Source organism: Kocuria rosea, from assembly GCF_006094695.1.
GTDB lineage: Bacteria > Actinomycetota > Actinomycetes > Actinomycetales > Micrococcaceae > Kocuria > Kocuria rosea.
The window spans coordinates 3,010,758-3,036,200 of sequence record NZ_CP035103.1; the positions used below are offsets into that span (position 1 = coordinate 3,010,758).

The following is a 25,443-nucleotide window of genomic DNA, read 5'->3' on the forward strand; positions in this document are numbered from 1 at the left end:
TCAGGCGGTGGTCGGCACAGCGGCGGCATCCTCGCGCGAGCGGGTGGCGTCGGCCACCCGGCCGTGCGCACCGCCCACGTGCTTGAGGGCGACGACGATGCCTGCTGTGACCACGGTACCGACAACCACCGCGAGCAGGAACATCAGCGGGTTGCCGATCACCGGCAGGATCCACACCCCGCCGTGCGGCGCGGCGGAGGTGACGCCCGTGGCCATGCTGATCGCGCCGGTCACGGCGCCGCCGACCATGGACGCGGGGAGCACGCGCAGCGGGTCGGCCGCGGCGAACGGGATGGCGCCCTCGGAGATGAAGGAGGCTCCCAGCAGCCACGCGGCCTTGCCGTTCTCCCGCTCGGCCACCGTGAAGTAGCGCTTGGCCACCGTCGAGGCGAGGGCCATGGCCAGCGGGGGCACCATGCCGGCGGCGATGACCGCGGCCATGATCTCCTGCGGGGCGGTGTTGGCGACGGTCGCGGCCCCGAGGCCGGCGGCGGCGAACGTGTAGGCGACCTTGTTGATCGGCCCGCCCAGGTCCGAGCCCATCATCAGGCCGAGGATCGCGCCGAGCGCCAGCGCACTGGCACCGGTCATGCCGTTGAGGACCTCGGTCAGCCACGCCATGAAGGTGGCGATCGGCCCGCCCAGGACCAGCAGCAGCAGGCCCGCGGCGAAGATCGTGGCGAGCAGCGGGATGATCACCACGGGCATCAGCGAGCCCAGCCAGCGGGGCAGCCGGGGCTGCGCCAGCCAGTAGGCGGCGAGACCGGCCAGCAGACCGCCGACGATGCCGCCGAGGAACCCGGCGCCCATGAAGTTCGCGACCAGGCCGGCCGCGAAGCCCGGGGCGATGCCGGGACGGTCGCTCAGGCCGTAGGCGATGTAGCCGGCCAGTGCGGGCACCAGCAGGCTCATGGCCAGGTTGCCCATCTTGAACAGGACCGCGCCGATGTACTGGGCGAGGGTGAACTCGCCGAGGTTCCAGATGGTGGAGCCGGTCAGCACGTCGTCGGCGATGTTGGCGATGTCCGCCCCGGCCACCATGAAGCCGAAGGCCATGAGCAGCCCGCCCGCGGCCACGAACGGGATCATGTAGCTGACACCGGTCATCACGGCCTTGCGGATGCGGGTCCCCCAGCCCTCGTTCGCGCCGCCGGTGGCGCCCTGGTCGGCGTCCCCGCCGGCCCCTCCCTGCACGCGCGGGGCGTTCGGGTTCCCGGCGTTGGCGAGGGCCTCCTCGATCATGACCTTCGGCTCGTCGATGCCGCGCTTGACCGGCGAGGCGACGAAGGGCTTGCCGGCGAACCGGGCGCGGTCCCGGACGTCGACGTCGGTCGCGAAGATCACCGCGTCCGCCGCGGCGATCGTGGCGGGGTCCAGCTTGGTGAAGCCGGCGGAGCCCTGGGTCTCGACCTGGAGGTCGACCCCCATGTCCTCGGCGGCGTAGGTCAGCCCGTCCGCCGCCATGTAGGTGTGGGCGATGCCGGTGGGGCAGGCCGTGACGGCCACGATCTTCTTGCCGGCGTGCGGGCCGGCGTCGCCCGCGGCCGGGGCGGCGGACGCCGGCGCGGCGCCCCCGTCCGCGGCCCGGGCGTCGACCGAGGCGGGCACCGCGGCGGCGGACGTGGCGCCGGCGGTCGCCGGGCCGGTCGCGGAGGCGCCCTCGGCGGTCCCGCCGAGCCCCAGCGCGTCGTCGACGATCCGGACGACCTCCTGCTCGGACCGCGCGGCGCGCAGGGCGGCCACGAAGTCCTTCTTCATCAGCGAGCGGGCGAGCTTGGCCAGCAGCTTCAGGTGCGTCTGGTCGGCGCCCTCGGGCGCCGCGATGAAGAAGACGATGTCGGCGGGGCCGTCCTTGGCGCCCCAGGGGACGCCCTGCGCGAGCCGGGCCATGACCAGGGTCGGCTCGGTCACGGCGGCGGAGCGGCAGTGCGGGATCGCGATGCCGCCGGGGATGCCGGTGGCGGTCTTGTTCTCGCGGGCGATGGCGTCCGCCAGCAGCCCGTCGAGCTGCTCGGCGCGGCCGGTGCGCTGCACCAGGGCGGCGAGCCGGCCGATGACGGATTCCTTGTCTGCTCCCAGGTCCTGGTCGAGCGAGACCAGGTCGGGAGTGATGAGCTCGGACACGATGTCCTCCTTGAGCGGCCGGGCCGGTGGCCCGGGTGGTTCGGATGAGGTGGGGTGGAGTGGTTCGGTTCAGCCGGAGACGGCGCGCGCGGGGAGCTCCCGCACGGTGACCGCCTCGGGGGTGGTCTCGGAGAGGGTGGGGACCCGGGTGCCCGGCAGCGCGGCCGCCGCGGACCCGGAGGCCACGGCCTGCCGCAGGCACTCCGGCGCCGCGTCCCCGCGCTCCTGGGCGATGAGGTAGCCCGAGAGCGAGCTGTCGCCGGCGCCCACGGTGGAGCGCACGGCCACGGGGGCGTGGACGGCGTGCCAGGAGCCCTCCGGGACGGTGAGCACGGCCCCGCCGGCCCCGAGGGTCGTGAGGACCGCGCCCAGGCCGCGGTCCACGAGCGCGGCGGCGGTGGCGGCCGCGAGGTCGGGGTCCGCCTCGAGCCGTTCGCCGTCGACCGTCCCGACGAGCTCGGCGAGCTCCTCGCCGTTGGGCTTGATGAGGTCGGGCAGGGCGTCGTCGCCGGACACGGCGCCCTGCAGCGCCGCCCCGGAGGTGTCCACGGCGAACAGGGGCGAGCGCTCCCCCAGGGCCGTGCGGACCCGGCGGACGATCCGGGCGTAGACGTCCTCCGGGGCGCCGGGCGGCAGCGAGCCGGCCAGGACCACCCAGGAGGCGTCCGCGCCGCGGTCCACCAGGAGCTCGACGACGGCGTCGACGTGCTCGGTGCCCAGCGGCGCACCCGGGGCGTTGATCTTGGTGGTGGTGCCGTCCGGCTCGGTGATCGTGATGTTCGAGCGGATCGGGGCGCCCACGGGGACCGCCTCGTGGGGGACCTCGGCCGCGGTGAGCTCCGCCAGCAGCGGATCGCCGGGGTCGCCCGGCAGCACGGCCAGGGTCGGGACGCCGCTTGCGCGCAGCGCCCGGGAGATGTTCACGCCCTTGCCGCCGGCGTCCTGCCGGGCGCCGTCGGCGCGCTGGACGGCGCCGCGGCGCAGCGGCGCCGGGAGCTCGACCGTGCGGTCGAGGGACGGGTTGAGGGTGACGGTGAGGATCACGCGATCACCACCTCGACGTCGGCCTCCTCGAGGGCGGCGGCCAGCTCGGGGCCGGGGGCCCGGTCGGTGATGAGGGTGTCGATCTCGTCGAGCGACGCGAAGCGCATGAGGGTCTCCTGATCGTGCTTGGCCGAGTCGCAGAGGACCACGACCCGGCGGGAGGTCTGGATGATGGCGGTCTTGACGACCGCCTCGATGGGGTCCGGGGTGCTCAGCCCGAACGCGGCGTGGATCCCGTTGCAGCCCACGAACGCGAGGTCCGGGCGCAGGCGGGTGTAGTGCTCCGCGGCCCGTCCGCCGGCGGCGGCCCAGGTGAGCTTGCGGACGCGCCCGCCGACGAGCTCGAGCCCGATGCCCGAGGCGTCGGCGAGCTTGGCGGCGATGTGCAGGGCGTGGGTGATGATGAGCTGCTCCTGCCCGTCCGACAGGGTGGAGTCGGTGCGGACGATGAGGTCGGCCAGGGCCTCGACGGTGCTGCCGGCGTCGAGCACGACGGCCCCCGCCCCGCTGGTGCGCAGGAGGTCGAACGCCGCCTGCGCGATCCGCCGCTTCTCCGGGGTGTTCAGGTGCTTGCGGGACGAGATGGCCTTCTCGTCGGACGTCGACTGGTCCGCGGAGACGGCGCCCCCGTGCACCCTGCGGAGCCTGCCCGCGGCCTCGAGGGCCGCGAGGTCGCGCCGGACCGTCTCCATGGTGACGTCGAAGCGGCGTGCCAGGTCCGCGCCGTTGACCCGGCGAGTCGTGAGCACCAGCTCGGCGATCTCGGCCTGGCGTTCTTCTGCGAACATGGCGTGCACCTCACGGACGGGAACGATGGACTGTCTTTGCGTTCCCTTGAGTTTATGTGAGTTCGTGTGGTTTTACCAGGGGTTGTGGTGATCCACTTCACGAAAGGCCGCAATCGGCGGCGAGGCCCCGGCCGACCGGGCGGGGCACGGTGTCCGCGTCCCGGCGTAGCCTGGATCACGGACCGCCCGGTCCGCCCCGCCCGTCCCGCCACCAGGAGCGGACGCCCATGCTTCTCCGTCTCGTCCGGCAGCACACCGGCCGCTACCTGCCGTGGGTCCTGGCCGTCGTCGCGCTCCAGCTGGTCGCCACGATCGCCGCGCTGCTGCTGCCGAGCCTCAACGCCCGGATCATCGACGAGGGCGTCGTCCGGGGCGACACCGGCCTGATCCTGCGCGTCGGGGAGGTGATGCTCGGCGTCGCGCTCCTGCAGGTGGCGGCCGCCGTCGCCGCGGTGTACTGCGCGGCCCGGGCGGCGATGGGCACCGGCCGCGATCTCCGCCGCGCCGTGCACCGGCAGGTCGGCTCCTTCGGCTCCCGGGAGGTCAACGGCTTCGGGGCCCCCACCCTCATCACGCGGGGCACCAACGACGTCCAGCAGATCCAGATGCTCGTGCTCATGGGGCTCAACTTCATGGTGGCGGCGCCCATCATGTGCGCCGGCGGGATCGTGATGGCCCTCCGGGAGGACGCCGGGCTCTCCTGGCTCGTGTGGGTGTCGGTGCCCGTGCTCGGGATCGCGGTGGGCGTGCTGGTGGGCCTGCTCATGCCCCTCTTCCGGCTCATGCAGGGGCGGATCGACCGGATCAACGCGGTGCTGCGCGAGCAGATCGTCGGCATCCGGGTGGTGCGGGCCTTCGTGCGGGAGGACCACGAGCGCCGCCGCTTCGCGGCCGCCAACCGGGAGCTCACCGACGTGTCGGTGCGCATCGGCTCCCTGTTCGTGCTGATGTTCCCGGTCATCACCATGATCCTGCACCTGGCCACCGCTGCCGTGCTGTGGTTCGGCGGCCAGCGGGTGGGGGCCGGGCAGATCCAGGTCGGCTCGCTCACCGCGTTCCTGCAGTACCTCCTGCAGATCCTGACGGCCGTGATGATGGGGACCTTCATGGTGATGATGGTCCCGCGCGCCATGGTGTGCGCCGAGCGCATCACCGAGGTCCTGCGCACCGAGCCCTCCCTTCGGGAGCCCGCCGCGCCCGTGGTCCCCGCCTCCCGGACCGGCGCGGTGGAGCTGCGCGACGTGACGTTCCGGTACCCCGGGGCGGAGCTGCCCGTGCTGGAGGGCGTGGGCTTCCGGGCCGGACCGGGCCGGACGACCGCCGTCGTCGGCGCCACCGGGTCGGGCAAGTCCACCCTCCTGCACCTCGTCCCCCGGCTGCTGGACCCCACCGGGGGCACGGTGGAGCTCGACGGCGTCCCGCTGCCCCGGCTGTCCCACGAGCAGATCGCCGCCCGGGTGGCCCTCGTGCCGCAGCGGCCGTACCTGTTCTCCGGCACCGTGGCCTCCAACCTCCGGCTCGGGGACGCCGGGGCGACGGACGAGGAGCTCTGGACCGCGCTGCGCACCGCGCAGGCGGAGGACTTCGTCCGCCGGATGCCCGGGGGGCTCGAGGCCCCGATCGCCCAGGGCGGCGTCAACGTCTCCGGCGGGCAGCGGCAGCGGCTGTGCATCGCACGGGCGCTGGTGGCCCGCCCGGTGGTGTACCTCTTCGACGACTCGTTCTCCGCCCTGGACGTGGCCACCGACGCCCGGCTGCGCGCCGCCCTCGTGCCGGCCACCCGGGACGCGACCGTCCTGGTCGTGGCCCAGCGCGTGTCCACCGTCCGGGACGCGGACCAGATCCTCGTCCTGGACGCCGGGCGGATCACGGCGCGCGGGACCCACGACGAGCTGCTGGCCTCCTCCGGCACCTACCGGGAGATCGTCGAGTCGCAGACCCGCGCGGAGGAGGTGGCCTGATGGCCGCGCCCGCCCCGCCGCGCAGGCCCCAGCACTTCTGGTCCTCCGCCGGACGGCTGCTGGGCCTGCTCGCCCCGCAGCGGCGGGCGCTGGCGCTCGTCCTCCTGGCCGGGACCGTGTCCGTGGCGCTCAACGTCTGGGCCCCGCTCGTCCTGGGCCGGGCGATGGACGTGATCTTCACGGGGGTGCTCGGCCGGGACATGCCCGCGGGCGCGACACGGGAGGAGGTGGCCCAGGACCTGCGGGACCGGGGCGAGCAGAACCTCGCGGACCTGGTCTCCGCCGCGGACGTCGTCCCCGGGGCGGGCATCGACTTCTCCGCGCTCGCCCGGCTGATCGCGGCGGTGCTGGTCATGTACCTGGTGGCCTCGCTGCTGATGTGGGCGCAGGGCTGGCTGCTCAACCGCCTGGTCATGCAGGTGGTCCACGACCTGCGCAGCGCGGTCGAGGACAAGCTGAACCGGCTGCCGCTGGGGTGGTTCGACACCCGTGAGCGCGGGGACGTGCTCTCGCGGGTGACCAACGACGTCGACAACGTCCAGACGGCGCTGCAGCACTCCTTCGCCCAGCTGGTCCAGTCCCTGCTCACGGTGGTGGGCATCGTGATCATGATGTTCGTGGTGTCGTGGCAGCTGGCGCTCGTGGCCCTCGTCGCCCTCCCCCTGTCCGCGGGGGCCGCCGGGTTCATCGGGGTGCGCGCCCAGCGCCTGTTCACGGAGCAGTGGCGCGCCACCGGCGCCCTCAACGGGCACATCGAGGACTCGTTCTCCGGCCACGAGCTGATCAGGGTCTTCGGCCGCGAGCAGGAGATGGCCGAGCGCTTCGACGAGCGCAACGAGGAGCTGTACCGGGCGGCCTTCGGGGCACAGTTCGTCTCCGGCACGATCATGCCCGTGATGCAGTTCATCTCCTACCTCTCCTACGTCGGCATCGCCGTGCTCGGCGGGCTGCGCGTGGCCTCCGGGCAGCTGAGCCTCGGGGCGGCGACCGCGTTCATCCAGTACTCGCGGGAGTTCACCCAGCCCCTGTCCCAGATGGCGGGCATGGCCAACACCCTGCAGTCCGGGGTGGCCTCCGCGGAGCGCGCCTTCGAGCTGCTCGACGCCCCGGAGCAGCAGGCCGACACCGCCCGCGCCCGCCTGCCCGCACGCTCCCCCGGCCGGGTGCGCTTCGAGCACGTCTCCTTCTCCTACGTCCCGGGAACCCCGCTCCTCCAGGACCTGACCTTCGAGGCGCTCCCCGGCCGGACCGTGGCCGTCGTGGGGCCCACCGGCGCCGGCAAGACGACGCTCGTGAACCTGGTGCTGCGCTTCTACGAGCTCGACGCCGGGCGGATCACGCTGGACGGCGTGGACATCACCGACCTCTCCCGCGCCGTGCTGCGCTCCCGGGTCGGGATGGTCCTGCAGGACGCCTGGCTGTTCGGCGGGACCATCCGGGAGAACATCCGCTACGGACGGCTGGACGCCACGGACGAGGAGGTGCTCGAGGCCGCCCGGGCGACCCTCGTGGACCGCTTCGTGCGCGCGCTGCCGGAGGGCTACGACACCGTGATCGACCCGGAGGGCAGCAACGTGTCCGTGGGCGAGCGGCAGCTCATCACCATCGCCCGGGCCTTCCTGTCCGACCCCTCCCTGCTGATCCTGGACGAGGCGACGTCCTCGGTGGACACCCGCACCGAGGTGCTCGTGCAGCAGGCCATGGCCGCGCTGCGCAGCGACCGGACCTCGTTCGTCATCGCGCACCGTCTCTCCACCGTCCGCGACGCGGATATCATCCTGGTGATGGAGGACGGCCGGATCGTGGAGCGGGGCGCCCACGACGACCTGCTCGCCGCCCGGGGCGCGTACGCCGCGCTGCACGCGAGCCAGTTCGCGGCTCCGGCGGTCCCCGACGACGCCCCCACCGACCAGCAGCCCCTCGACGTGCAGGAGAGCACCACCCATGACACCCCGTGAACTCTACGGCCGCTTCGCCCTCGCGGAGGCGGTGACCTGGACGCTGCTGATCCTCGGCATGGTCCTGAAGTACACGGGGGTCTCGGAGGCCTTCGTGCCCGTCTTCGGCATGCTGCACGGGGTCGTGTTCCTGGGCTACTGCGTGGTGACCTGCTTCGTCTGGGTGGACCAGCGGTGGTCGGCGGGCTTCGGGGCCCTGGGCCTGGCCAGCGCGGTCGTCCCCTGGGCCACGATCCCCTTCGAGCGCCGCGCCGAGCGCACGGGCCGGCTCGCCGGCGGATGGCGCCTGGCCCCCGGCGGCGACCGTCCCGCCACCGTGCCGGAGCGGCTGGAGGCCTGGTCCCTCCGCAGCCCGTGGCTGGCCGTGGCGGCGGGCGCGGTCGTGGTGGCGGGCCTCACCTCGGTGCTCCTGTACCTGGGACCGCCCGTCCCCCGCGGCTGAGCCCGGCCCGGCCGCGCCGGTTCCTGGCGGGCCCGCACCCGGTATAGCGTGGACGGCAGGACGGCCCCGCCGACCGACGGCGGCGCCACGAGGAGGATCCACGTGACCAATTTCGCCAACGTCGAGCGCCGGCACCTCGCCGCGCTCCTGCGCCGACTGGGCCCCGACGCCCCGACCCTGTGCGAGGGCTGGAGGACCCGCGACCTCGCCGTGCACCTCGTCGTGCGCTCCGGGCGGCCGGACGTCCTCGCCGGCCAGGTGCTCCCGCGGGTGCCCGTGCTGGGCGAGCGCGCCCGCCGCGCCGAGCAGGCCGTCGCCGGCCAGCCCTGGGAGGAGCTCGTGCGGAAGGTGGAGCACCCGCCGCTGTACTCGCCCGCGCGGCTCGGACCGGTGGACAAGCGGATCAACACCGTGGAGTACTTCGTCCACCACGAGGACGTCCGCCGGGCCCAGCCCGACTGGCACGAGCGCCCGCTGCTGCACGACGAGGAGCAGGCCCTGTGGCGGTCCCTGAGCCTGCTGGCCAAGGTGGTGCTCAAGGACGAGGAGGACACCGTGGTGCTCATCGCCCCGTCCTACGGCGCGGTGCGCGGCGGCCGCGGCAGGACGGGGACCGTGCGCGTGCTGCGCGCCGTGCCGAGCGAGCTGGTGCTGTGGGCCCTGGGCCGCCGGGAGCAGGCCCGAGTGGAGCAGTCCGTCGAGTAGCCCGTGACCCGCACCGACGACGGAGGGGGACCGCGCGCCGCGCGGTCCCCCTCCTGACGTCCCCGGTCCGTCAGCGGAACAGGTCCGCCCGGACGCCCATGATGATCCGGTCCCCGGGGCGCGCGGTGCGCATGTACCGGGCGACCTCGTGCTCGTGCAGGGCGATGCACCCCGCCGTGGGCTTCTTGTTCGCGTGCAGGAAGATCGCGAACCCGTTGCCCTGGACGATGGACGAGTCGGGCGGGCGGTTGTAGTTGATCACCACGCCGAGCCGGTAGTCGCCGGACAGCGAGAAGTACCACATGTTCTCGTCCGGCCAGGTGTAGCCGGTGGACTCGAAGTACTTGTTGTAGAGCGTGCCCAGGCGGCCGCCCCACCGGGAGTTGGGGTTGAGCTGCCGGTAGGGCAGCGCGGTGCCCGGGTTGTAGACCCCGAAGGACTCCGTGACCGAGTACGAGCCCTGCGGGGAGAACAGGTACTGCGTGTGCCCCGAGGGCACCCCGGGCCGCTTGAATCCGCTGGCCCCCACGTAGGCGGACGTCCGCCACTCCTCGACGTAGCTTCCGCCGATCCGCACGCAGTTGACGAACGTGGCCTGCGAGCGCCCGTAGCCCTCGGCGATGGTCAGGGACACGCGCGCCGCGTTGCGGGTCGGCTGCACGGAGCGCCCCGTGTTGAGGTGGTGGCACTCGCCGCGGAACAGGTGCGTCCGGGCGCCGGTGGCGCGGCTCCAGGTGACGAGTCCCCGCTGGAACTTCTGGTGCACGGTGCCGGTGCCGACCTCGTCCGTGACGGGGTAGCCGAGCGACCCCCGCTCGCGTCCCGTGGCGATCCACCGCTGCCCGATCGCGCCCTTCGTCTTGACCGCCCGGGCCCCCGTCCCGGGGCTCCAGTAGATCGTGTGCGCCTTGGTGAAGGACTGGCGGCACCCGCCCCCGGTCAGCCCGCAGACCTCGTCGGTCGTGGGGTAGCCGTAGCTCCCGGCCTCGCGCCCGCCGAGGACCCACTTGTGGCCGATCGCGCCCCGGGTGTTGACCGTCCGCGCCCCGGTGGACGAGGTCCAGTAGATCGTCCGGTCTCCCGCGAAGGACTGGCGGCACCCGCCGGCCGCCCCGCAGACCTCGTCGGTCGTGGGGTAGCCGTAGGCCCCGGCCTCGCGCCCGCCGAGCACCCACTGGTGGCCGATCGCCCCCCGGGTGTTGACGGTCCGCGCCCCGGTGGAGGAGCTCCAGTAGATCGTGCGGGTCTTCGAGAAGGACTGCCGGCACCCGCCGCCCGTCAGGAGGCAGGACTCGTCGTCCACGGGCCAGCCCAGCACGTCCACGCCGCCCGTGGAGCTCCACCGGTGCCCGATCGCGCCCCGCAGCTGCACGAAGTGCGCGCCGTGCGCCTCGGACCAGAGGACCACGCCCCTCTGGTGCGGCCACTCCCAGCCCCCCTTCCAGGGGCGCATCTCCCCGGTCGGCTCCCCGGTCCTGGCGGACGCCCGGGCCGCGGCGGCCTCCAGGGCCTGCCGGACCTCGGCGGGCACGTCCGCGTTCTCCGCGGCGGCCGCGGCGGCGGTCTCCTGCGACTCCGGCCGCGGTGCGGCCGGCCGCTCCTCGGCGGGCTCCGCGCCCGGGGAGGGCTCCGTCGTCGGCTCGGCGCCGTCCGTCGGCTCGGCCGGGACCGCCGGTTCCGTCGGCTCCCCCGAGGCGGTGGGCGCGGCGGAGGCCCCGGGGGCCTCCTGGTCCGGGGCGACCGTGAGCACGGCCCGGGCCGCCTCGCCCCCGGCGCCCAGCACGGCGTAGGCCACCTCCACCGAGGCGGCGTCGGCGGGCCGATCCGGAGCGGGCGTCAGGGCGAGGACCGGGTGGTCCGGGACCTCCCAGCCCTCGGGCAGGGCGTCGGGCTCCGTGTCCGGGGACACCACGCGCAGGGACCCGAGATCCGTGCGCAGTTCGTCGACGAGCTCGTCCTCGGCCGCGCGGGCCGCGGGGTCCACGAGCAGGAGCCGCACCGTCGCGGGGTCCTCGAGGCCGTCGTTGGCGAGGACGTCGACGAGCGAGGTCTCCCGCTCGGGCACGGTCGACTCGTCGTCCACCGGCTCGAGCCGCACGGTCGCCGCGACGGCACCCGCCGTGGGTCCGGGGGTCGTCGTCGGACCGGCCGAGACGCCGGGGGCGGGCGCGGACGGCGCCGCGGACGCCCCCGGGGCACCGGCGAGGACGACCGCGAAGCAGGCCGCGACCGCGGCGGGGATGCGCAGAGCTGAGATCTTCATGGGGGGTCCCTTGCTGGGCTTCAGTCGGTGAACTCGACGTAGTGGTCGGGGGTGGTGTTGTCGAAGACGCGGACGGCCAGGTCGGCGTCGTGCTCCGCGGAGAAGGCGACCTCGAGGGAGGCGCTCCCGCCGGGGGCGATGGTCGGGAAGGTCTCCATCGGCACGCCCAGCGAGTCGTCGAAGACGGGGGGCGCCGGGGCCTCGCCGTCGACGGCGACCGGGAAGGACCACGGCACGGCGTCGACCGGGGCGGCCCCGGTGTTGGTGAGGGTCAGCGTGAACACCTGCACCGGGGTGCCGGGGGCGGCCCGGACGGGGCGCTCGCCGGTGGTGCCGGGGCGGGGGCCCTCCACGACCGCCTCGAGGGAGTCGTCGAGCCGCTGGGCGGCGCCGAAGGATCCGGCGGCGTCCCGGGTGGCGGTGTCGTCGTAGGGGGCCACGTCGTTGCCCGGCGGGGCCGGGCTGTCGCGGGGCGTCTCCGGCGTCGCGCTTCCGGTCGCCCCGGGCGCGGGCGCGGAACCGGCCGTGGCCGCCGGCGGGCTCGCGCTGGACGCCGCGGTGGTGCCGGTCCCCCGGTCCTCGGCGCAGCCCGCCAGCGCGACGACGAGCAGCGCCGCGCAGACGGGTCCGAGCCGGCGGCCGGGGGGCGGGGTGAGGGGAACTGCCATGGGGGGACTCCTCGACACGGTCCTGGGGGGACCGACCGGCGCCGCGCCGCCTCCGGATGAGCGGTGGCGCGGCGCCGGTCGTTGGGGGTCACGCTACACGCGCCGTTTGCTTTTGTGATTCGCATGACCCGGTGTGGCGCGCGGCGCCGCGGTGCTCAAGGGCAAGGGCGCTTGGCGAGCTCGGCGGCCAGGGCCTGGGCCGAGGCGGTGGAGGAGTTGATCCGCCAGTCCACCTCCTTGTCGAGGTGGAACCAGACGAGCCCCGTGACGTCGGGCTGCTGCGCGAGGTAGTACACCAGGTGCGCGTTCCACTCGGCCTTGGACCCGCCGGCCTCCGCGGTGGCGGTCTCGGCGACGACGATCTCCTTGCCCGGGGCCAGGCGCCGCATCTCGGACAGGCCGTAGGCGAACAGGTCCCACGGCTGCTGCCAGCTGGACCAGCTCTGGGAGGTGCCCCAGTTGTAGCCGTCCAGGGCCACGACGTCGACGTAGTCGGCGCCGGGGTAGAGCCCGTCCAGGGGCGTGGACCCGTAGTACGGCACGTTCGGGTTCCAGACCCACTGGACGTTGTCGGCCCCCGCGCGGGTGAAGATGTCGTGGACGTGGCGCCAGGCGGCGACGTAGTCCCCGGCGCCGTTGCCGTTGACCCCCTCGGCCCACGGGTACCAGTTCCCGTTCATCTCGTGGCCGAAGCGCAGCATCACCGGGGATCCCCAGTCGGCCAGGCGGGTGGCCCAGTCGGTGATGTGGGCGTCGTGGGCGCCGGAGGCGATCGCGTCCAGGGAGTGGGCCGGCTGGTCGATCCCGCCGCCCCAGACCCACGGCTCCCAGGTCAGCAGGGTGGTGGCTCCGGCCGCGCGGGTCTGTTCGAGCTCCCAGGAGGGAACGGGCTGGGCGAAGTCCTTGTAGGAGAGGACGATCGACGGCTTCTCACCGGTCAGGGACGCCACCTCGGCGAGCTCGGTGGAGGCGGCGGGACCACCGGCCGTGCCGACGCCGAAGCGCAGCGGGCACGTGCGGACCTGGGGCTCGGCCGGCACGACGGCGGTCGTCCTGACCGGTTTCTTCGCCGGGGCGAGCGCCGCCGGTCCGGCCGGGAGGTGGGCCGAGGGCGCCGCGTGCGCCGCGGGCACGGCGACGAGCCCCAGGGCCACGGCGGCGGCGGCCGCGGTGAGGGTGCACAGGACACGAGGGGGAACGGGAGCAGGCATGGGGTTCTTCCGACGGGAGCGGGCTCCCCGCCGACGGCGAGCGCGCTGGGGGGTCTCGCACGGGGCAACGAGAATTAGCGAGCGCAAACTACCACCCGCGGGCGGCCGCTCCCCCACCTGCCCGCCGGCCGCGTCATACGCGCTGACCGGGCGGGGGGTCCCTCCGTCACGGAACGACGCGGGCCGGCAGTGGACCACGGCCCGGGCCGGGCCGGGCCGCCCGCGGCATCTCACCGGGGGACGAGCCGGAAGAGGAACCGGGTCCGGACCATGACCCACAGCAGGCCGAGGACCACCACGTAGGCGGCGGTGTTGAGCCACACGTGCCCCTGCTGGAGAGCGGGCACGTTGGCCACGGCCAGGATCAGGAACACGTGCACGATGAACACGTAGAGGGTGGCCCGTCCCAGCGGGACGAGGAACCACCCGAGCGCGCGCTCGAGCGGCCTCCAGTAGGCGCTGAGGACGGCGTAGCCGGCGATCACCACGAGGAGCACGTTCAGCAGCCGGCCGATCCCCAGGTAGGTCCGGCCGAAGTAGGCGTCGTAGACCGTGCGGAACACCGACTCCGGCAGCAGGGCCAGCCGGACGTCGTAGGCGCTGCTGGCATAGGGACTCGACCAGGAGAACAGGGCGAGGGCGACGGCGAGCAGCAGGCAGGCGACGAGCAGCGGCCGTCGGCGCCGGTCGGCGAACCACGTGACGATCTGCCGCCGGTAGAACCCGGTGACCATGCCGAGCACGAACAGCACCTGCCACACGAGCAGGGGGAACGAGTCCTCGAACTGGGAGGGCAGCAGGCGGATCCGGAAGACCGTGCCCGCGGCGTAGAGCCCGGCGCTGACCAGCAGGACCAGCCAGGCCCAGCCCCGGGCCAGGGCGGCGAGCACGAGGGGGCTCACCAGGAGGAGGATCACGTAGAGACCCATGATGTTGAACTGCCACGGGCCGACCTGCAGCAGCAGCACGGCGGGGATCAGCTGTGCCTGGACGGGGAACTGGAGGAGCCCGTCCATGCCCGCGTAGAGGTCGTACGTGGCGCCGGAGGCCCCTCTGCCGGCGGCGCCGGTGCCCTGGTCGGTGAACGTGGTGACGGCGCCCGCGTCCAGGAAGGGCAGCAGGCTGAGTCCGTAGACGAGCAGCACGACGACCAGCGCGGTGACGTAGAGCTTCCACGCCCGCGCGGCGGTGCGGTCGACGACGGTCCCCAGGTCGTCCTTCGTCCGGGGCCCGTAGACCATCCCCAGCACGGCCCCGGAGAGCAGGACGAACAGCTCGGCCCCCGAGACCACGCCCACGGTCTCCTGGGTCAGCAGCTGGAACAACGAGGTGAGGCCCACGTGGTTGACGACGACGAACACGATCGCGAGGCCCCGCAGCATGTCGATCCGGCTGTCGCGCCGGGCGGGTTCGGCGTACGCCCAGGCCCGGGCCGGCCCCCGCCGCGCCAGGAGCCAGAGGAGCGCGCCCGCGGCGAGCACGGCCGCCGCCGCGCCCCAGGCGGCCGGCCCCTCGAGGACGGCCCCCGCCGCCGCCGGACCGGCGCCCGGGAGCGGCGCCGCTGCCGTCACCGGCCCGCTGACCAGGGCCGAGTCCTGGAGCCGCTCGCCGACGGCCGCGGCCAGCCCGGGATCGGCCGTGACGCGCCAGTCGACGGTCACCGCACCGTCGTCGCGCTGCTCGACCGTCTCGTTCCACACGATCGCGCGGATGCGGTCGTGGTCGCCGGCGGCGACCGTCGCGAGCACCTGGTCCCACCAGGCCTCCTTGATGTCGCGCTCGGACGGGCCCCCCGTCCCCGGATCGTAGAAGGCGCCGGTCTCCACCATGAGCGGCTTCTCGCGGCCGACGGCGTACGCGGCGTAGAACTCGTCCTGCCCCGCGGATGCGGCCGGCTCCCCGGAGCCCAGCATGGCGCCGAACGAGCCCGCCTCCGGCAGGACGTTGCGGGCCGGACCCGTGCCGGTCTCGTCGAGATAGGCCACCAGTCCCACCCAGTCGACCACGTCGTCGCCCGGGTAGTAGGGACCGTAGGGGTCGTCCTCCCGGTCCCAGACGCCGTCGCCGTTCGTGTCCGGGGCGGCCGGTCCACCGCCCTGCGCCGGGGCGCTGGGCGGGTCCCGGAAGGGGTAGTCCGTGCCGACCGTGGGCGACCAGACCATGACCGGGTCCGGGAGCTCGGCGTCGAGCGCGCTCGCCACCGTGCGGAACGCCTCCGTGTACGCCTCGGGCTGCTGCCCCCACGGCACCCAGGTGGTGTTCATCTGCGGGGCGAAGCGGACGAAGACCGTGCCGGGGAACCCCTCCGCGGCGTCCGCGAGCTGTCCTGCCAGGACGGCGGCCTGCGCCTGGTCCACCCGGTCCAGCGCGATCTCGGGGCGGACGGTGAGCAGGGCGTGGGCGCCCTGCGCGGAGACCTGGGAGAGGTAGTCCCGCAGGTGGCCCTGCTCCTGGTCGTCCATCGGCAGCGGGACGGGCCTGCCGTAGACGGCCGCCGGCGCGCCGAGACGCTCGGCGTGGCCGGCCGCCGTGTCCGTGCCCCAGTCCAGCAGGGCCCCCAGGTACGGGCCCTCGGGGCCCTCGTCCTCCGCGGCCCGGGCGGCCCCGGTCGGCACGAGGAGGAGCGCGAGCAGGAGCAGGATCAGCGCCGCGGCGGCCGGGGTGCGCACGCGTCCTCGGACGATGGGTACCAGGGTGCCCTCCAGGGTCGGTCCGCGTGCGGCGTCGTCCGCTCGCAGGGGGGGGACCGTCGCCCGGGGGTGCCGAGGCGGCCGGGGGGGCCTGCGGCGGACGACGGACGTCACGCGGGAGGACTGGCCCCGCGTGCGTCCACCGATATCATCACGGTGCGGCCCCGGATGCGCGGAGGCTCGGGCCGTGTCCCCGGAGGCTCCCCCAGCGGCTTCCCCCGGCTCCGTGCGGGCCGCGCCGGAGGGTTCGACCGGCGGGATCCGTCGGTGCCGTCCCCGGGTCGGTCACGCCCTGGACCTTGGCGTCACGGGCCGTGCGCTCGGACGCCTCCGTCGCTGTCGCCGGGAGCCGCTCCGACCGGACACGCCGAACCGGTGCCGGCCCGCTCAGTGCTCGCCGTCGTCATCGCCCTTCTGGTGCGAGTGCTCGCCCTCGTCCTTCATGTCGTCGTGGTGCTTCCTGCTCCTCCAGTCGTCGTCGTCGTAGAAGTGCCACTTCTCGTGCTCTTCGCAGTACCACCAGTGGTCCTGGTGATCGCCGTCGTCGCGGTCGTACTCGTCGTCCTTGTCGTCCCGGTCGTACTTGCCGTCGTGGTCGTCCTCGTCGTCCCGGTCGTACTTGCCGTCCTTGTCGTCCTCGTCATCCTTGTCGTACTTGCCGTCGTGGTCGTCCCGGTCGTACTTGTCGTCCCGGTGCTCCCTGCGGTCCTCGCGATCCCGGCGGTCCCGGTCGTCCCGGTCGCGCTCCTCGTCGCGACCCCGGTCGTCGTCGCCGTTGCCGCCGCGATGGTATGCGTACTTCCGCTCCTCGTCGTCACCGCGGTCCCTGCGATCCTCGCGGTCGCCTCGATCGCCGCGGTCGCCGCGGTCGCCGCGATCGCCGCGGTCGTGACGACTTTCATGCGATTCGCTGTGGTCTCCACGGCTCTTGCCGTTATCCTGATCTGACCCCGCGACCGCCGGGGTGGCAACCGTTCCTCCCACGAGGGCGACGGCCATGGCCGCGCCGACGAGGGTCTTCCGCAGACTGCTCATTGCTGCTCCTGTGGAGAGGGCATGACATGGGGATCGTCATGCGATCGAGATGTTCCGAGACCTGGGCAAGAGGTCTCACCTATGAGATAGGTAGGAACACCGTAGGAGTGAGCTGAGTCACGGTTCAAGACTCCGGCCGGGGCGATCACGATCACGGTTCCGTCTCGTCGCATCCCCGGAGCGGCATGTCCTGTCCGGACCCTCGCCGGTGCGGTCCCGGCGCGGTCGGGCCGCCGGCAACCCCGGAAGCCGGACCGGCAGAATCCCCGTGACGGCGCGGATCTCCGGCTCACCCCTTGCCACCGCACATCTTCCGAGGGGGTCAGGAGCGAGTTCGCCGCAGCCCGGCCGGGACACGGACATCAGCATGCGCACACCCCGCACCGAGACCGCGGCGCAACATGTGACGTCATGAGCGGTCGCGAGTGCAACGTCGCGGACCGGTGGAGCCCCCTACCGGATTCGAACCGGTGACCCCCTGTTTACAAGACAGGTGCTCTGGCCAGCTGAGCTAAGGAGGCGGATCGGCCCTCGGGCCTCCGCACGGGTGCGGCCCCGGCGGCCGGTTCCTCAGGATATCGGACGCGTTGCAGGACCCCGAAATCCCCGGGCGCCCGGACGGTCCGCACAGCGCGACGGCGCCGTGCCCCGCGCGGGGGCACGGCGCCGTCGCGCTGCTCCGGCGGAGCGGGGACCCTACTCCTTGGCCTTCACGGCCGCGTCGAGGGCCTCCTGGAACGCCTCGTTGCCCAGCCGCTCTCCGTCGATGAAGACGGTCGGGGTGCCGGACACGCCGTTGGCGAGGGACTCCTGCGAGACGACGTTGACCATCGGCCGCCACGTGTCCTCCTCGAGCGCGCCCGCGATGTCGGCGCCGTGCGAGGAGGCGATCTCCACGAGCTGCTCGTCGTCCAGCCCACCGGTGCCCTGGTGGCTGAACACCTCCTCGACGAAGGCCAGGTACTGCTCGGCCGAGGACTGGTTGCCCACCTCGTAGGCGGCGGCCGCGGCCCGCGAGGAGTACTGCGTCGGCGTCGAGCGGTCGAGGAAGTTGAGGTTGCGGTACTCGAGGACGATGTCGCCGGAGGTCACGGCCTCCTCGAGCGCATCGGCGTTCTCGGCCTCGAAGTCGGCGCAGTGCACGCACTCGAAGTCCTGGAAGATCACGACCTGCACGGGCTCGCCGTCGCCCGAGGCCTCGACGCCCGGCGGGACGGCGGAGTCGTCCGGGGCCTCCGGGGCCTCGGGCACCTCGGCGAGGTCGCGCTCCTCGACCTCGGACTCGCCCGTGCGGATCCCGTCGGCCGTCAGCACCGTGCCGCCCCACTGGTTGGCGCTGGCGGGAACGGGCCCGGCCTCGGGGATCTGCTGGGCCCGGTTCTGCGCCACGACGACGCCGATCACCGCGACGATCACGAGGACCAGGGCGAGGATGCCCAGCTGCAGGATCCGGCGGGAGCGCTTGTCCTGCCGTGCGTGCTGGTCCGCGACCTGCCGAGCCCGCTCCCGGGCGGCGTCGCGGTTCCGGGGATCGGGGGTGGTGCTGCTGCTGGCTGCCATGGGTCCTCTTCGAAAGATCCTGGGGGGTGGACGGGGAGGTGTCGTCGCCCAGATTATCGGACCCCCTCCCGGGCCGCCGACTCAGGAGATCCCCAGGCAGAACCGTGAGCACGCTGATGAATAGACTGGGACGAGGACGACGACGACCTACCGGAAGGACATCCCGTGAGTGCAGAGCATCCCCCCACCGCCTCCTCGGCCGACCTGGAGGAGGTGCCGGAACCCCGGACGGACGTGCCGCAGGAGGCCGGTTACGACTTCGTCGTGGTCTCCAACCGGCTGCCGGTGGAGCGCGTCGTCGAGCACGGGCAGTCCTCCTGGCGCCGCTCCCCCGGCGGCCTCGTGGCCGCCCTGTCCCCCGTCATGGCCCGCAACGCCGGCGCCTGGGTGGGCTGGCACGGGGCCCCTGACGAGACGCTCGAGCGCTTCGACCACGACGTCTTCCACCTCGCCCCCGTGCCGCTGTCCGCCGAGGAGGTGCAGGCCTACTACGAGGGCTTCTCCAACGCGACCCTCTGGCCGCTCTACCACGACGTCATCGCGCCGCCGGAGTTCCACCGCACGTGGTGGAACAGCTACCGCCAGGTCAACCGCCGCTTCGCGGAGCGGACCGCCGAGATCGCCGCCGAGAACGCCACGGTGTGGGTGCAGGACTACCAGCTGCAGCTGGTCCCCAAGATGCTGCGCGAGCTGCGGCCGGACCTCACGATCGGGTTCTTCAACCACATCCCGTTCCCGCCCCTGGAGATCTTCGCGCAGCTGCCCTGGCGGCGGGCCGTCCTCGACGGGCTCTCGGGCGCGGACCTCATCGGCTTCCAGCGCCCGGGTGACGCCCAGAACTTCCAGCGCTGCGTGCGGCGGTTCCTGGACGTGCCGTTCAAGAACGGAGCGGCCCGGTTCGGCACGGACGACGACGCGTGGACCGTGCGCGCGGCGTCCTACCCCATCTCCATCGACGCGCAGTCGATCCAGGAGCTGGCCTCCCGGCCGGAGGTGAAGGACCGGGCCCGGGAGATCCGGCACGAGCTCGGCGACCCGGAGACCGTGTTCCTGGGCGTCGACCGCCTGGACTACACCAAGGGCATCCTGCACCGCATCAAGGCCTACGGCGAGCTGCTCGAGGACGGCAGGCTGACGGTGGGGCCGTCGGTGCTGATCCAGGTGGCGAACCCCTCCCGGGAGCGCGTGGAGTCCTACGTCCAGCTGCGGGAGGACGTGGAGGGCCTCGTGGGCCACCTCAACGGCCAGCACGACACCATCTCGCACACCGCGATCCGCTACCTGCACCACGGCTATCCGTTCGAGGAGATGGTGGCGCTGTACCTGGCGACCGACGTCATGCTCGTGACCTCCCTCCGGGACGGCATGAACCTGGTGGCGAAGGAGTACGTGGCGGCCAAGACGGACGGGTCCGGGACCCTGGTCCTCTCGGAGTTCACCGGCGCCGCCGAGCAGCTCAAGCAGGCGCTGCTGGTCAACCCCCACGACATCGACGGACTCAAGGACGCGATGCTGCGGGCCAAGGACATGCCCGCGCCCGAGGCGAAGAAGCGGATGCGCTCGATGCGCCGGCAGGTCCTGGGCAACGACGTCAACGACTGGTCCGAGGCGTTCCTGCGGGACCTCGCCCGCACCCGCCCCGGGACGACCGAGGAGGAGGAGCAGTGATGGCCCCGCACGACGACACCCGCCCGGCGCTCGAGGACGCCCTCGCCCGCGCGGCGGAGGCCGGGACCCTGCTGGTCGCCCTCGACTTCGACGGCACCCTGGCGCCCTTCACGGACGACCCGGACGACAGCCGCGCGCTGCCGGAGGCCCGGTCCGCGCTGGAGGAGCTCCTGACGCTGGACCGCACGTACGTGGCCGTCATCTCCGGGCGGCCGATGCGGTTCCTCCGCTCCGTGGTGGACCCGGACGGCCGGATGCTCCTCTCCGGCTCGCACGGGGCGGAGCTGCTCCTCGACGCCCTGGGGGACGCCGCCGCCGACACCGCCCTGCAGCTCTCCCCGGCCCAGCTGGAGCTGCTGGCACAGGCCACCGCGCTCGTGGAGGCACAGGTGGACCGGTACCCCGGGTCCAGGCTGGAGCTCAAGCCGACGGGGGCCGCCTTCCACACCCGCACGATGGCGGACCAGAGCCTGTGCGCCCGCGCGGAGCAGGAGATGGTCGAGCAGTTCGAGCAGCTCGAGGGGCTGAAGATCACCCCGGGCCAGCACGTGGTCGAGTCCTCCGTGCACTCCGCGACCAAGGGTGAGGGCATCACGGCGTTCATGCAGGCCACCGGCGCCGACGTCACCCTGTTCGCCGGCGACGACGTGACGGACGAGAACGCGATGCGCGAGCTCGGCCCCGCCGATCTCGGCATCAAGGTGGGCACGGGGCAGAGCGTGGCCGCGCACCGGGTCGCGTCCCCGGAGGACCTGGCCGCGGCCCTGATCCGGCTGTCCGAACTGCGCCGGGGCGCGCTGCCGTGACCTCGGATGACGGCGCGCCGATGGCGGAGACGCCCCGAAGGTGATTAGGATCACTGTGGCCCCCATCACCTGAGGGGGCAGCTCTTCTCCTTCGGATCGTCCGGCACGTGCCTGCCGGGAAAGAGGCCTCGAACCATGTCTTCTGTGCGCTACGCCAACGTGACCTGCCAGTACCCCGGGGCCGAGCGGCCCTCGGTCACCGACCTGAACCTGGACATCGCCGACGGGGAGTTCCTCGTCCTGGTCGGCCCCTCCGGGTGCGGGAAGTCCACCACCCTGCGGATGCTCGCCGGGCTGGAAGAGGTCACCGGGGGCAACATCTACATCGGCGACCGCGACGTCACCGACGTCCCCTCCCGGGACCGCGACATCGCGATGGTCTTCCAGAACTACGCCCTCTACCCGCACATGACCGTGGCCGAGAACATGGGCTTCGCCCTGAAGATCGCCAAGATCAGCCCCGAGGAGCGCCGCCGCCGGGTCGAGGAGGCGGCGAAGATCCTGGACCTCACCGACTACCTCGACCGCAAGCCCAAGGCCCTGTCCGGCGGGCAGCGCCAGCGCGTGGCCATGGGCCGTGCCATCGTGCGCTCCCCGCAGGTGTTCCTGATGGACGAGCCGCTGTCGAACCTGGACGCGAAGCTGCGCGTGCAGACCCGCACCCAGATCGCCTCCCTGACCCGCCGGCTGGGGGTCACCACCGTCTACGTCACCCACGACCAGGTCGAGGCGATGACCATGGGCGACCGGGTCGCGGTGCTCAAGGACGGGCTGCTGATGCAGGTCGACACCCCGCGGGCGCTCTACGACCGGCCGGCCACGGAGTTCGTGGCCGGGTTCATCGGGTCCCCGGCGATGAACCTCTTCCGGGTGCCCGTGGCGGGCGGGGCGGCGACCTTCGGGACGATGCGCATCGAGCTCACCGCCGCGCAGCAGGCGGCCCTGACCGGGGACAAGGTCACCGTCGGGATCCGCCCGGAGGACCTGCACCCGGCCGCCGAGGGCACCGGGCTGCCGATCGAGGCCGACGTGGTCGAGGAGCTCGGCGCCGACGCCTTCGTCTACGGCCACCTCGCCCCGGTCACCGCGGCGAACACGGTCGTGACGGTGGACCCGACCGGGACCGTGGAGGAGGACGCCGCCGGGGCCCACGAGATCATCGTCCGGGTCGAGGGCCGCACCCCGCCCAGGGCCGGGGCCACGATCTGGGTCGCCCCGAACCTCGACCACGTGCACCTGTTCGACACCGCCACCGGCAACCGCCTCCCCGACTGACCCCAGCGGCCGACCGACCGCACCGACGCCACGGCGCCCTCCCCCGACGGGGAGGGCGCCGTGGCGCGTCCGGGGCCGGATCAGTCGTCGGCGGGGTGAGCGGCGAGCACCTGCTCGACGAGGTCCGGGTCGGCGTCCTGCACGTCCCAGGTGCCGGTGCGGTCGTGGTAGTCCCGTGCGGCCGCCGTCACGTTGTAGCGACTGGCGTCGCGCGGCGGATCGGAGTGCTCCAGCACGTGGAGAAGGTGCGTCTCGGCCTGGGCGAGCGCCTGGGGTTCATGCATGGCGGGTTCCTCTCGGGACGGACCGGGTCGCTCAGGACCCGGAGTGATCAGCCAACTGACGAATTCTAGTGGATGCTGCGGGGCCGCGCACTGCCGACCCAGGGTCGGGCCGGGACCGCCGTGGTGGACGCGGCGCCCGGTGGCCCTTTCCTCGGCACCGCCGGGCGCTCAGCGCAGGTCCAGCTCCTCGAGCTCCTCGTAGAGCTCGGCGGTGCGGCCCACCCGTCGTCGCCCGTCCGGACCCGCGGCGGCCAGCACGCCGTCGGCGAGCACCGACACGAGGCTCATGGCCGCCGCGTAGGAGTCGAACGGGCCCACGCCGTCGAGGGGGCACTCGATCCACAGGTCCACGGCCGAGGCGTGGCGCCGGGCCGTGCTGTCGGCGACGAGCACGGTCCGCGCCCCCGTGGCCGCGCAGACCTCCACCAGGCGCTCGAACCCGCGGGGGCGCCGCCGGAAGCCCAGCAGGACGACGACGTCGCCCTCGCCCACGTCCACGAGCTCCTCGCCGAGGGTCTGGCCGGGCAGCGGGGCGAGCCGGACGCGGTCCCGCGCCTGCTGCAGCTGCTGCTTCAGGTGCAGGGCGACCGGGTAGCTGTTGCGCAGGCCCACGACCAGGACCGTTCCCGCGTCGGCGAGCGCGCGCACGGCCCGGGCCGGGCGGTCCTCCCCCGCCGGGTCCAGGACCTTGCGCAGGTTCTTGAGCTCCTGCTCCAGGTGCTGGCTCAGCTCCGGGTCCGCGTCGGGGCCGAGCGGCACGCCCTGCTGGCGCAGGGTGCGGGCCGTCTCCCGGAGGTCGGTGAAGGACTCGAAGCCCAGGTGCCGGTACAGCCGGGAGAGGGTGGCGCGGGAGACGCCGCTCATCTGCGCCAGCTCCGCCGAGCTGTACAGGGCGAGGTCGTCCAGGTGGTCCAGGATCAGGTCGGCGGCCCGCTGCTCCTGGGGCGAGAGCCCGGCGTAGTGCGCATGGATGCGCTGTTCGATCGACACCCTCCCCACCCTAGCGACCGCCGGGATCGGGCGCGGGAGGCCCCGCGGGGACTTCCGGCCCGTGCCGGTTGCTAGCATGACCAGGTATGAAGGGTTCCCTGGCCCCACACTTCCCCCTCGCACCCCAGGACGGTACCGCCCCTGGCGGACGGTCCGGGAGCGTGTCCATCCAGACGGCCTTCCCGGACCCCGTGCTCCTGGAGCTGCCGTGGGACACCCCCCTCGAGCAGTGGCCGGAGGACGTCCTCGCCGCTCTCCCCCGCGGCATCTCCCGGCACGTGGTGCGCTTCGCCCACGCCGGCGAGAAGATCGTCGCCGTCAAGGAGACCGTCCCCCACTACGCCCGGCACGAGTACGCCACCCTGCGCCGGCTGCAGCGCATGGGCATCCCGTCCGTGGTACCGGACTCCGTGGTCACGGACCGGTACACGCCCGAGGGCGAGCCCCTGCCCGCCGCCCTGGTGACCGACCACCTGAGCTTCTCCCTGCCCTACCGGGCCATCTTCTCCGCCGGCCCCAGCGCCGCCACGGTCGAGCGGCTCGTGGACGCGCTGGCCTCCCTCATCGTGCAGCTGCACCTCTCTGGCTTCTACTGGGGCGACGTCTCGCTCTCGAACACCCTGTTCCGCCGGGACGCCGGCGCGTTCGCCGCCTACCTGGTGGACGCCGAGACCGGCGAGATCCACCCGGAGCTCACGCGCGGCCAGCGGGGGTACGACATCGAGCTGGCCCGCACCAACGTGGCCGGGGAGATCATGGACCTGCTCGCGGGCGCCGTCGAGGAGGGCCACGACATCGCGGACGTGGTGGACCCCTTCGAGGTCTCCGACCGGCTCGTGGCCACCTACGAGTTCCTGTGGCGGGAGCTGACGGTCGAGGAGACCTTCAGCATGGACGAGCGCTGGCGCGTGGTCGAGCGGGTGCGCCGCCTCAACGAGCTCGGCTTCGACGTCGAGGAGGCGTCCATGGACACGGTCGACGGGCGGATCCGGCTGCGCCCGCAGGTCGTGGAGCCCGGCCACCACACCCGCCGCCTGCAGCGGCTCACCGGCCTCGGCGCCCACGAGAACCAGGCGCGCCGGCTGCTGACCGACATCGCCCAGCTCGGGCAGGACCTCTACCCCGGCCTGCCCGAGGAGCTCGTGGCCCAGCTGTGGATGCGCGAGGTGTTCTCCCCGATCATGGAGGCGGTCACCCCGCCGATGCGCCGCAAGCTCGAGCCCGCCGAGATCGTGCACGAGGTGCTCGAGCACCGGTGGTTCCTCTCCGAGCGCGCCGGCAAGGACGTGGCGACGCACACGGCGGTCGAGGACTACGTGGCCTCGGAGCTGGCCCAGCGCCCGGACGAGCGGGAGGTCTTCTGAGCCGGGAGTCGGCCCGCACGGGTCAGGGCCGGTGCGTCTCGAGGACCCCGGTCAGGGTCCGGTGCACCCGCCGGGGCCAGTCGTCGCCCAGGCTCCCGTACCGGGCCACGTGCGAGTAGGCGGAGCCCAGCACGAAGTCCAGCACGACGTCGACGTCCAGGTCCGGGCTCAGCCGTCCCGCCGCCGTCTCCGCCGCGAGGAGCTCCTTGAGCCGCTCCACGCGCGGGCGGACCAGGTGCGCGCGCAGGATCCGGGACGTCTCCGATTCCGGGTCGCTCAGCAGGGAGACCGCCACCCCGATGCCCATGTCGTGGAGCAGGAAGTCCAGTGCCTCGGCGAGGCCCTCGTCCCAGCTCGCCGGGGCGCTCGGCCGTTGCGGCGAGTACGTGGCCACGGCGTCCTCGAGGGCCCCCTCGAGCATCTCCAGGCTGTTCGCGTAGCGGCGGTAGATCGACGTCTTGGCCACGCCGGAGGCCGCCGAGACCGCTTCGATGGTCACCCGGTGCGGTCCGCCCTCGCGCAGGAGGGCCAGTGCCGCCGCGGTGATCTTCTTGTCGGTGGTGACGGTCCGCGGATCGGTCCGGTCGTCGTCGCCCATCGGTGCCCT

Annotated in this window: 20 protein-coding genes and 1 tRNA gene; 8 read left to right on the top strand and 13 right to left on the bottom strand. The window is 73.5% G+C overall.

Annotated features, from left to right (window positions below):
* The 3 genes from EQG70_RS13790 to EQG70_RS13800 form a co-directional block, all read right to left on the bottom strand.
* A complete protein-coding gene (locus tag EQG70_RS13790) occupies positions 1-2,124 on the bottom strand; it encodes a PTS fructose transporter subunit IIABC (protein WP_095650825.1) in 2,124 nt (707 codons plus the stop codon).
* Positions 2,125-2,193: 69 nt separating this feature from the next.
* Positions 2,194-3,168, bottom strand: coding sequence for a 1-phosphofructokinase family hexose kinase (locus EQG70_RS13795; RefSeq protein WP_109243234.1), 975 nt, complete (start codon positions 3,166-3,168; stop codon positions 2,194-2,196).
* Positions 3,165-3,956, bottom strand: a complete 792-nt coding sequence (locus tag EQG70_RS13800; RefSeq protein WP_109222563.1) for a DeoR/GlpR family DNA-binding transcription regulator — start codon at positions 3,954-3,956, stop codon at positions 3,165-3,167. The genes EQG70_RS13795 and EQG70_RS13800 overlap by 4 nt, the downstream gene beginning before the upstream one ends.
* Before the next feature lie 227 nt (positions 3,957-4,183).
* On the opposite strand from EQG70_RS13800, the gene EQG70_RS13805 reads away from it, so the two are divergent.
* The 4 genes from EQG70_RS13805 to EQG70_RS13820 all read left to right on the top strand — a co-directional run bounded on the left by EQG70_RS13805 (position 4,184) and on the right by EQG70_RS13820 (position 9,022).
* Positions 4,184-5,917 carry an ABC transporter ATP-binding protein gene (locus EQG70_RS13805; RefSeq protein WP_109243233.1) on the top strand — a complete coding sequence of 578 codons (1,734 nt, stop codon included), beginning with the start codon at positions 4,184-4,186 and terminating at the stop codon, positions 5,915-5,917.
* On the top strand, positions 5,917-7,875 hold the full coding sequence (locus tag EQG70_RS13810; protein ID WP_109243232.1) for an ABC transporter ATP-binding protein: 1,959 nt from the start codon (positions 5,917-5,919) through the stop codon (positions 7,873-7,875). Before EQG70_RS13805 ends, EQG70_RS13810 begins: the two co-directional genes overlap by 1 nt.
* On the top strand, positions 7,862-8,317 hold the full coding sequence (locus EQG70_RS13815; RefSeq protein ID WP_017832771.1) for a DUF3817 domain-containing protein: 456 nt from the start codon (positions 7,862-7,864) through the stop codon (positions 8,315-8,317). The genes EQG70_RS13810 and EQG70_RS13815 overlap by 14 nt, the downstream gene beginning before the upstream one ends.
* A 102-nt stretch (positions 8,318-8,419) precedes the next feature.
* A complete protein-coding gene (locus EQG70_RS13820) occupies positions 8,420-9,022 on the top strand; it encodes a TIGR03085 family metal-binding protein (RefSeq protein ID WP_017832772.1) in 603 nt (200 codons plus the stop codon).
* 70 nt (positions 9,023-9,092) lie between these two features.
* Here EQG70_RS13820 and EQG70_RS13825 read toward each other — a convergent pair whose 3' ends face one another.
* The 7 genes from EQG70_RS13825 to EQG70_RS13855 all read right to left on the bottom strand — a co-directional run bounded on the left by EQG70_RS13825 (position 9,093) and on the right by EQG70_RS13855 (position 18,449).
* Complete coding sequence (locus tag EQG70_RS13825) at positions 9,093-11,285, bottom strand: L,D-transpeptidase family protein (RefSeq protein ID WP_109268844.1); 2,193 nt, start codon at positions 11,283-11,285, stop codon at positions 9,093-9,095.
* Positions 11,286-11,305: 20 nt separating this feature from the next.
* Positions 11,306-11,953, bottom strand: a complete 648-nt coding sequence (locus tag EQG70_RS13830; protein ID WP_109243229.1) for a hypothetical protein — start codon at positions 11,951-11,953, stop codon at positions 11,306-11,308.
* Positions 11,954-12,108: 155 nt separating this feature from the next.
* A complete protein-coding gene (locus tag EQG70_RS13835; RefSeq protein WP_109243228.1) occupies positions 12,109-13,164 on the bottom strand; it encodes a glycoside hydrolase family 26 protein in 1,056 nt (351 codons plus the stop codon).
* Positions 13,165-13,394: 230 nt separating this feature from the next.
* Entirely contained in the window at positions 13,395-15,833 is a 2,439-nt protein-coding gene (opgC, locus tag EQG70_RS13840) for an OpgC domain-containing protein (protein ID WP_109268845.1), read from the bottom strand.
* A gap of 408 nt (positions 15,834-16,241) precedes the next feature.
* A complete protein-coding gene (locus EQG70_RS18185; RefSeq protein WP_167508907.1) occupies positions 16,242-16,889 on the bottom strand; it encodes a hypothetical protein in 648 nt (215 codons plus the stop codon).
* A gap of 444 nt (positions 16,890-17,333) precedes the next feature.
* Positions 17,334-17,410 (bottom strand) — tRNA-Thr (locus EQG70_RS13850).
* 175 nt (positions 17,411-17,585) lie between these two features.
* Complete coding sequence (locus EQG70_RS13855; RefSeq protein WP_109268846.1) at positions 17,586-18,449, bottom strand: DsbA family protein; 864 nt, start codon at positions 18,447-18,449, stop codon at positions 17,586-17,588.
* A gap of 165 nt (positions 18,450-18,614) precedes the next feature.
* On the opposite strand from EQG70_RS13855, the gene EQG70_RS13860 reads away from it, so the two are divergent.
* From EQG70_RS13860 to EQG70_RS13870, 3 genes are all read left to right on the top strand, one after another.
* Complete coding sequence (locus tag EQG70_RS13860; RefSeq protein WP_017832778.1) at positions 18,615-20,117, top strand: alpha,alpha-trehalose-phosphate synthase (UDP-forming); 1,503 nt, start codon at positions 18,615-18,617, stop codon at positions 20,115-20,117.
* A complete protein-coding gene (otsB, locus tag EQG70_RS13865) occupies positions 20,117-20,923 on the top strand; it encodes a trehalose-phosphatase (protein ID WP_109243224.1) in 807 nt (268 codons plus the stop codon). Before EQG70_RS13860 ends, otsB begins: the two co-directional genes overlap by 1 nt.
* A gap of 135 nt (positions 20,924-21,058) precedes the next feature.
* Entirely contained in the window at positions 21,059-22,198 is a 1,140-nt protein-coding gene (locus EQG70_RS13870) for an ABC transporter ATP-binding protein (protein WP_109268847.1), read from the top strand.
* A gap of 80 nt (positions 22,199-22,278) precedes the next feature.
* On the opposite strand, the gene EQG70_RS13875 is transcribed toward EQG70_RS13870, so the two are convergent.
* On the bottom strand, positions 22,279-22,482 hold the full coding sequence (locus tag EQG70_RS13875) for a hypothetical protein (RefSeq protein WP_017832781.1): 204 nt from the start codon (positions 22,480-22,482) through the stop codon (positions 22,279-22,281).
* 168 nt (positions 22,483-22,650) lie between these two features.
* Positions 22,651-23,472: a MurR/RpiR family transcriptional regulator gene (locus EQG70_RS13880; RefSeq protein ID WP_017832782.1), complete on the bottom strand. Its 822-nt coding sequence runs from the start codon at positions 23,470-23,472 to the stop codon at positions 22,651-22,653.
* Between the two features lie 161 nt (positions 23,473-23,633).
* Between EQG70_RS13880 and EQG70_RS13885 the strand changes: the two genes are divergently transcribed.
* Positions 23,634-24,836 (top strand): DUF4032 domain-containing protein, encoded by a 1,203-nt coding sequence (locus EQG70_RS13885; protein WP_095650815.1) that lies wholly within the window; start codon positions 23,634-23,636, stop codon positions 24,834-24,836.
* A gap of 22 nt (positions 24,837-24,858) precedes the next feature.
* Here EQG70_RS13885 and EQG70_RS13890 read toward each other — a convergent pair whose 3' ends face one another.
* Positions 24,859-25,434 (bottom strand): TetR/AcrR family transcriptional regulator, encoded by a 576-nt coding sequence (locus EQG70_RS13890; RefSeq protein WP_017832784.1) that lies wholly within the window; start codon positions 25,432-25,434, stop codon positions 24,859-24,861.
* Between the last annotated feature and the right edge of the window lie 9 nt (positions 25,435-25,443).

Bases quoted from the DNA above. Each gene is read 5' to 3' on its own strand.
- EQG70_RS13835 (WP_109243228.1), bottom strand. From the start codon at position 13,164: ATGCCTGCTCCCGTTCCCCCTCGTGTCCTGTGCACCCTCACCGCGGCC.
- EQG70_RS13875 (WP_017832781.1), bottom strand. From the start codon at position 22,482: ATGCATGAACCCCAGGCGCTCGCCCAGGCCGAGACGCACCTTCTCCAC.
- EQG70_RS13800 (WP_109222563.1), bottom strand. From the start codon at position 3,956: ATGTTCGCAGAAGAACGCCAGGCCGAGATCGCCGAGCTGGTGCTCACG.
- EQG70_RS13815 (WP_017832771.1), top strand. From the start codon at position 7,862: ATGACACCCCGTGAACTCTACGGCCGCTTCGCCCTCGCGGAGGCGGTG.
- EQG70_RS13805 (WP_109243233.1), top strand. From the start codon at position 4,184: ATGCTTCTCCGTCTCGTCCGGCAGCACACCGGCCGCTACCTGCCGTGG.
- EQG70_RS13825 (WP_109268844.1), bottom strand. From the start codon at position 11,285: ATGAAGATCTCAGCTCTGCGCATCCCCGCCGCGGTCGCGGCCTGCTTC.
- EQG70_RS13810 (WP_109243232.1), top strand. From the start codon at position 5,917: ATGGCCGCGCCCGCCCCGCCGCGCAGGCCCCAGCACTTCTGGTCCTCC.
- EQG70_RS18185 (WP_167508907.1), bottom strand. From the start codon at position 16,889: ATGAGCAGTCTGCGGAAGACCCTCGTCGGCGCGGCCATGGCCGTCGCC.
- EQG70_RS13890 (WP_017832784.1), bottom strand. From the start codon at position 25,434: ATGGGCGACGACGACCGGACCGATCCGCGGACCGTCACCACCGACAAG.
- EQG70_RS13870 (WP_109268847.1), top strand. From the start codon at position 21,059: ATGTCTTCTGTGCGCTACGCCAACGTGACCTGCCAGTACCCCGGGGCC.
- EQG70_RS13830 (WP_109243229.1), bottom strand. From the start codon at position 11,953: ATGGCAGTTCCCCTCACCCCGCCCCCCGGCCGCCGGCTCGGACCCGTC.
- EQG70_RS13855 (WP_109268846.1), bottom strand. From the start codon at position 18,449: ATGGCAGCCAGCAGCAGCACCACCCCCGATCCCCGGAACCGCGACGCC.
- otsB (WP_109243224.1), top strand. From the start codon at position 20,117: ATGGCCCCGCACGACGACACCCGCCCGGCGCTCGAGGACGCCCTCGCC.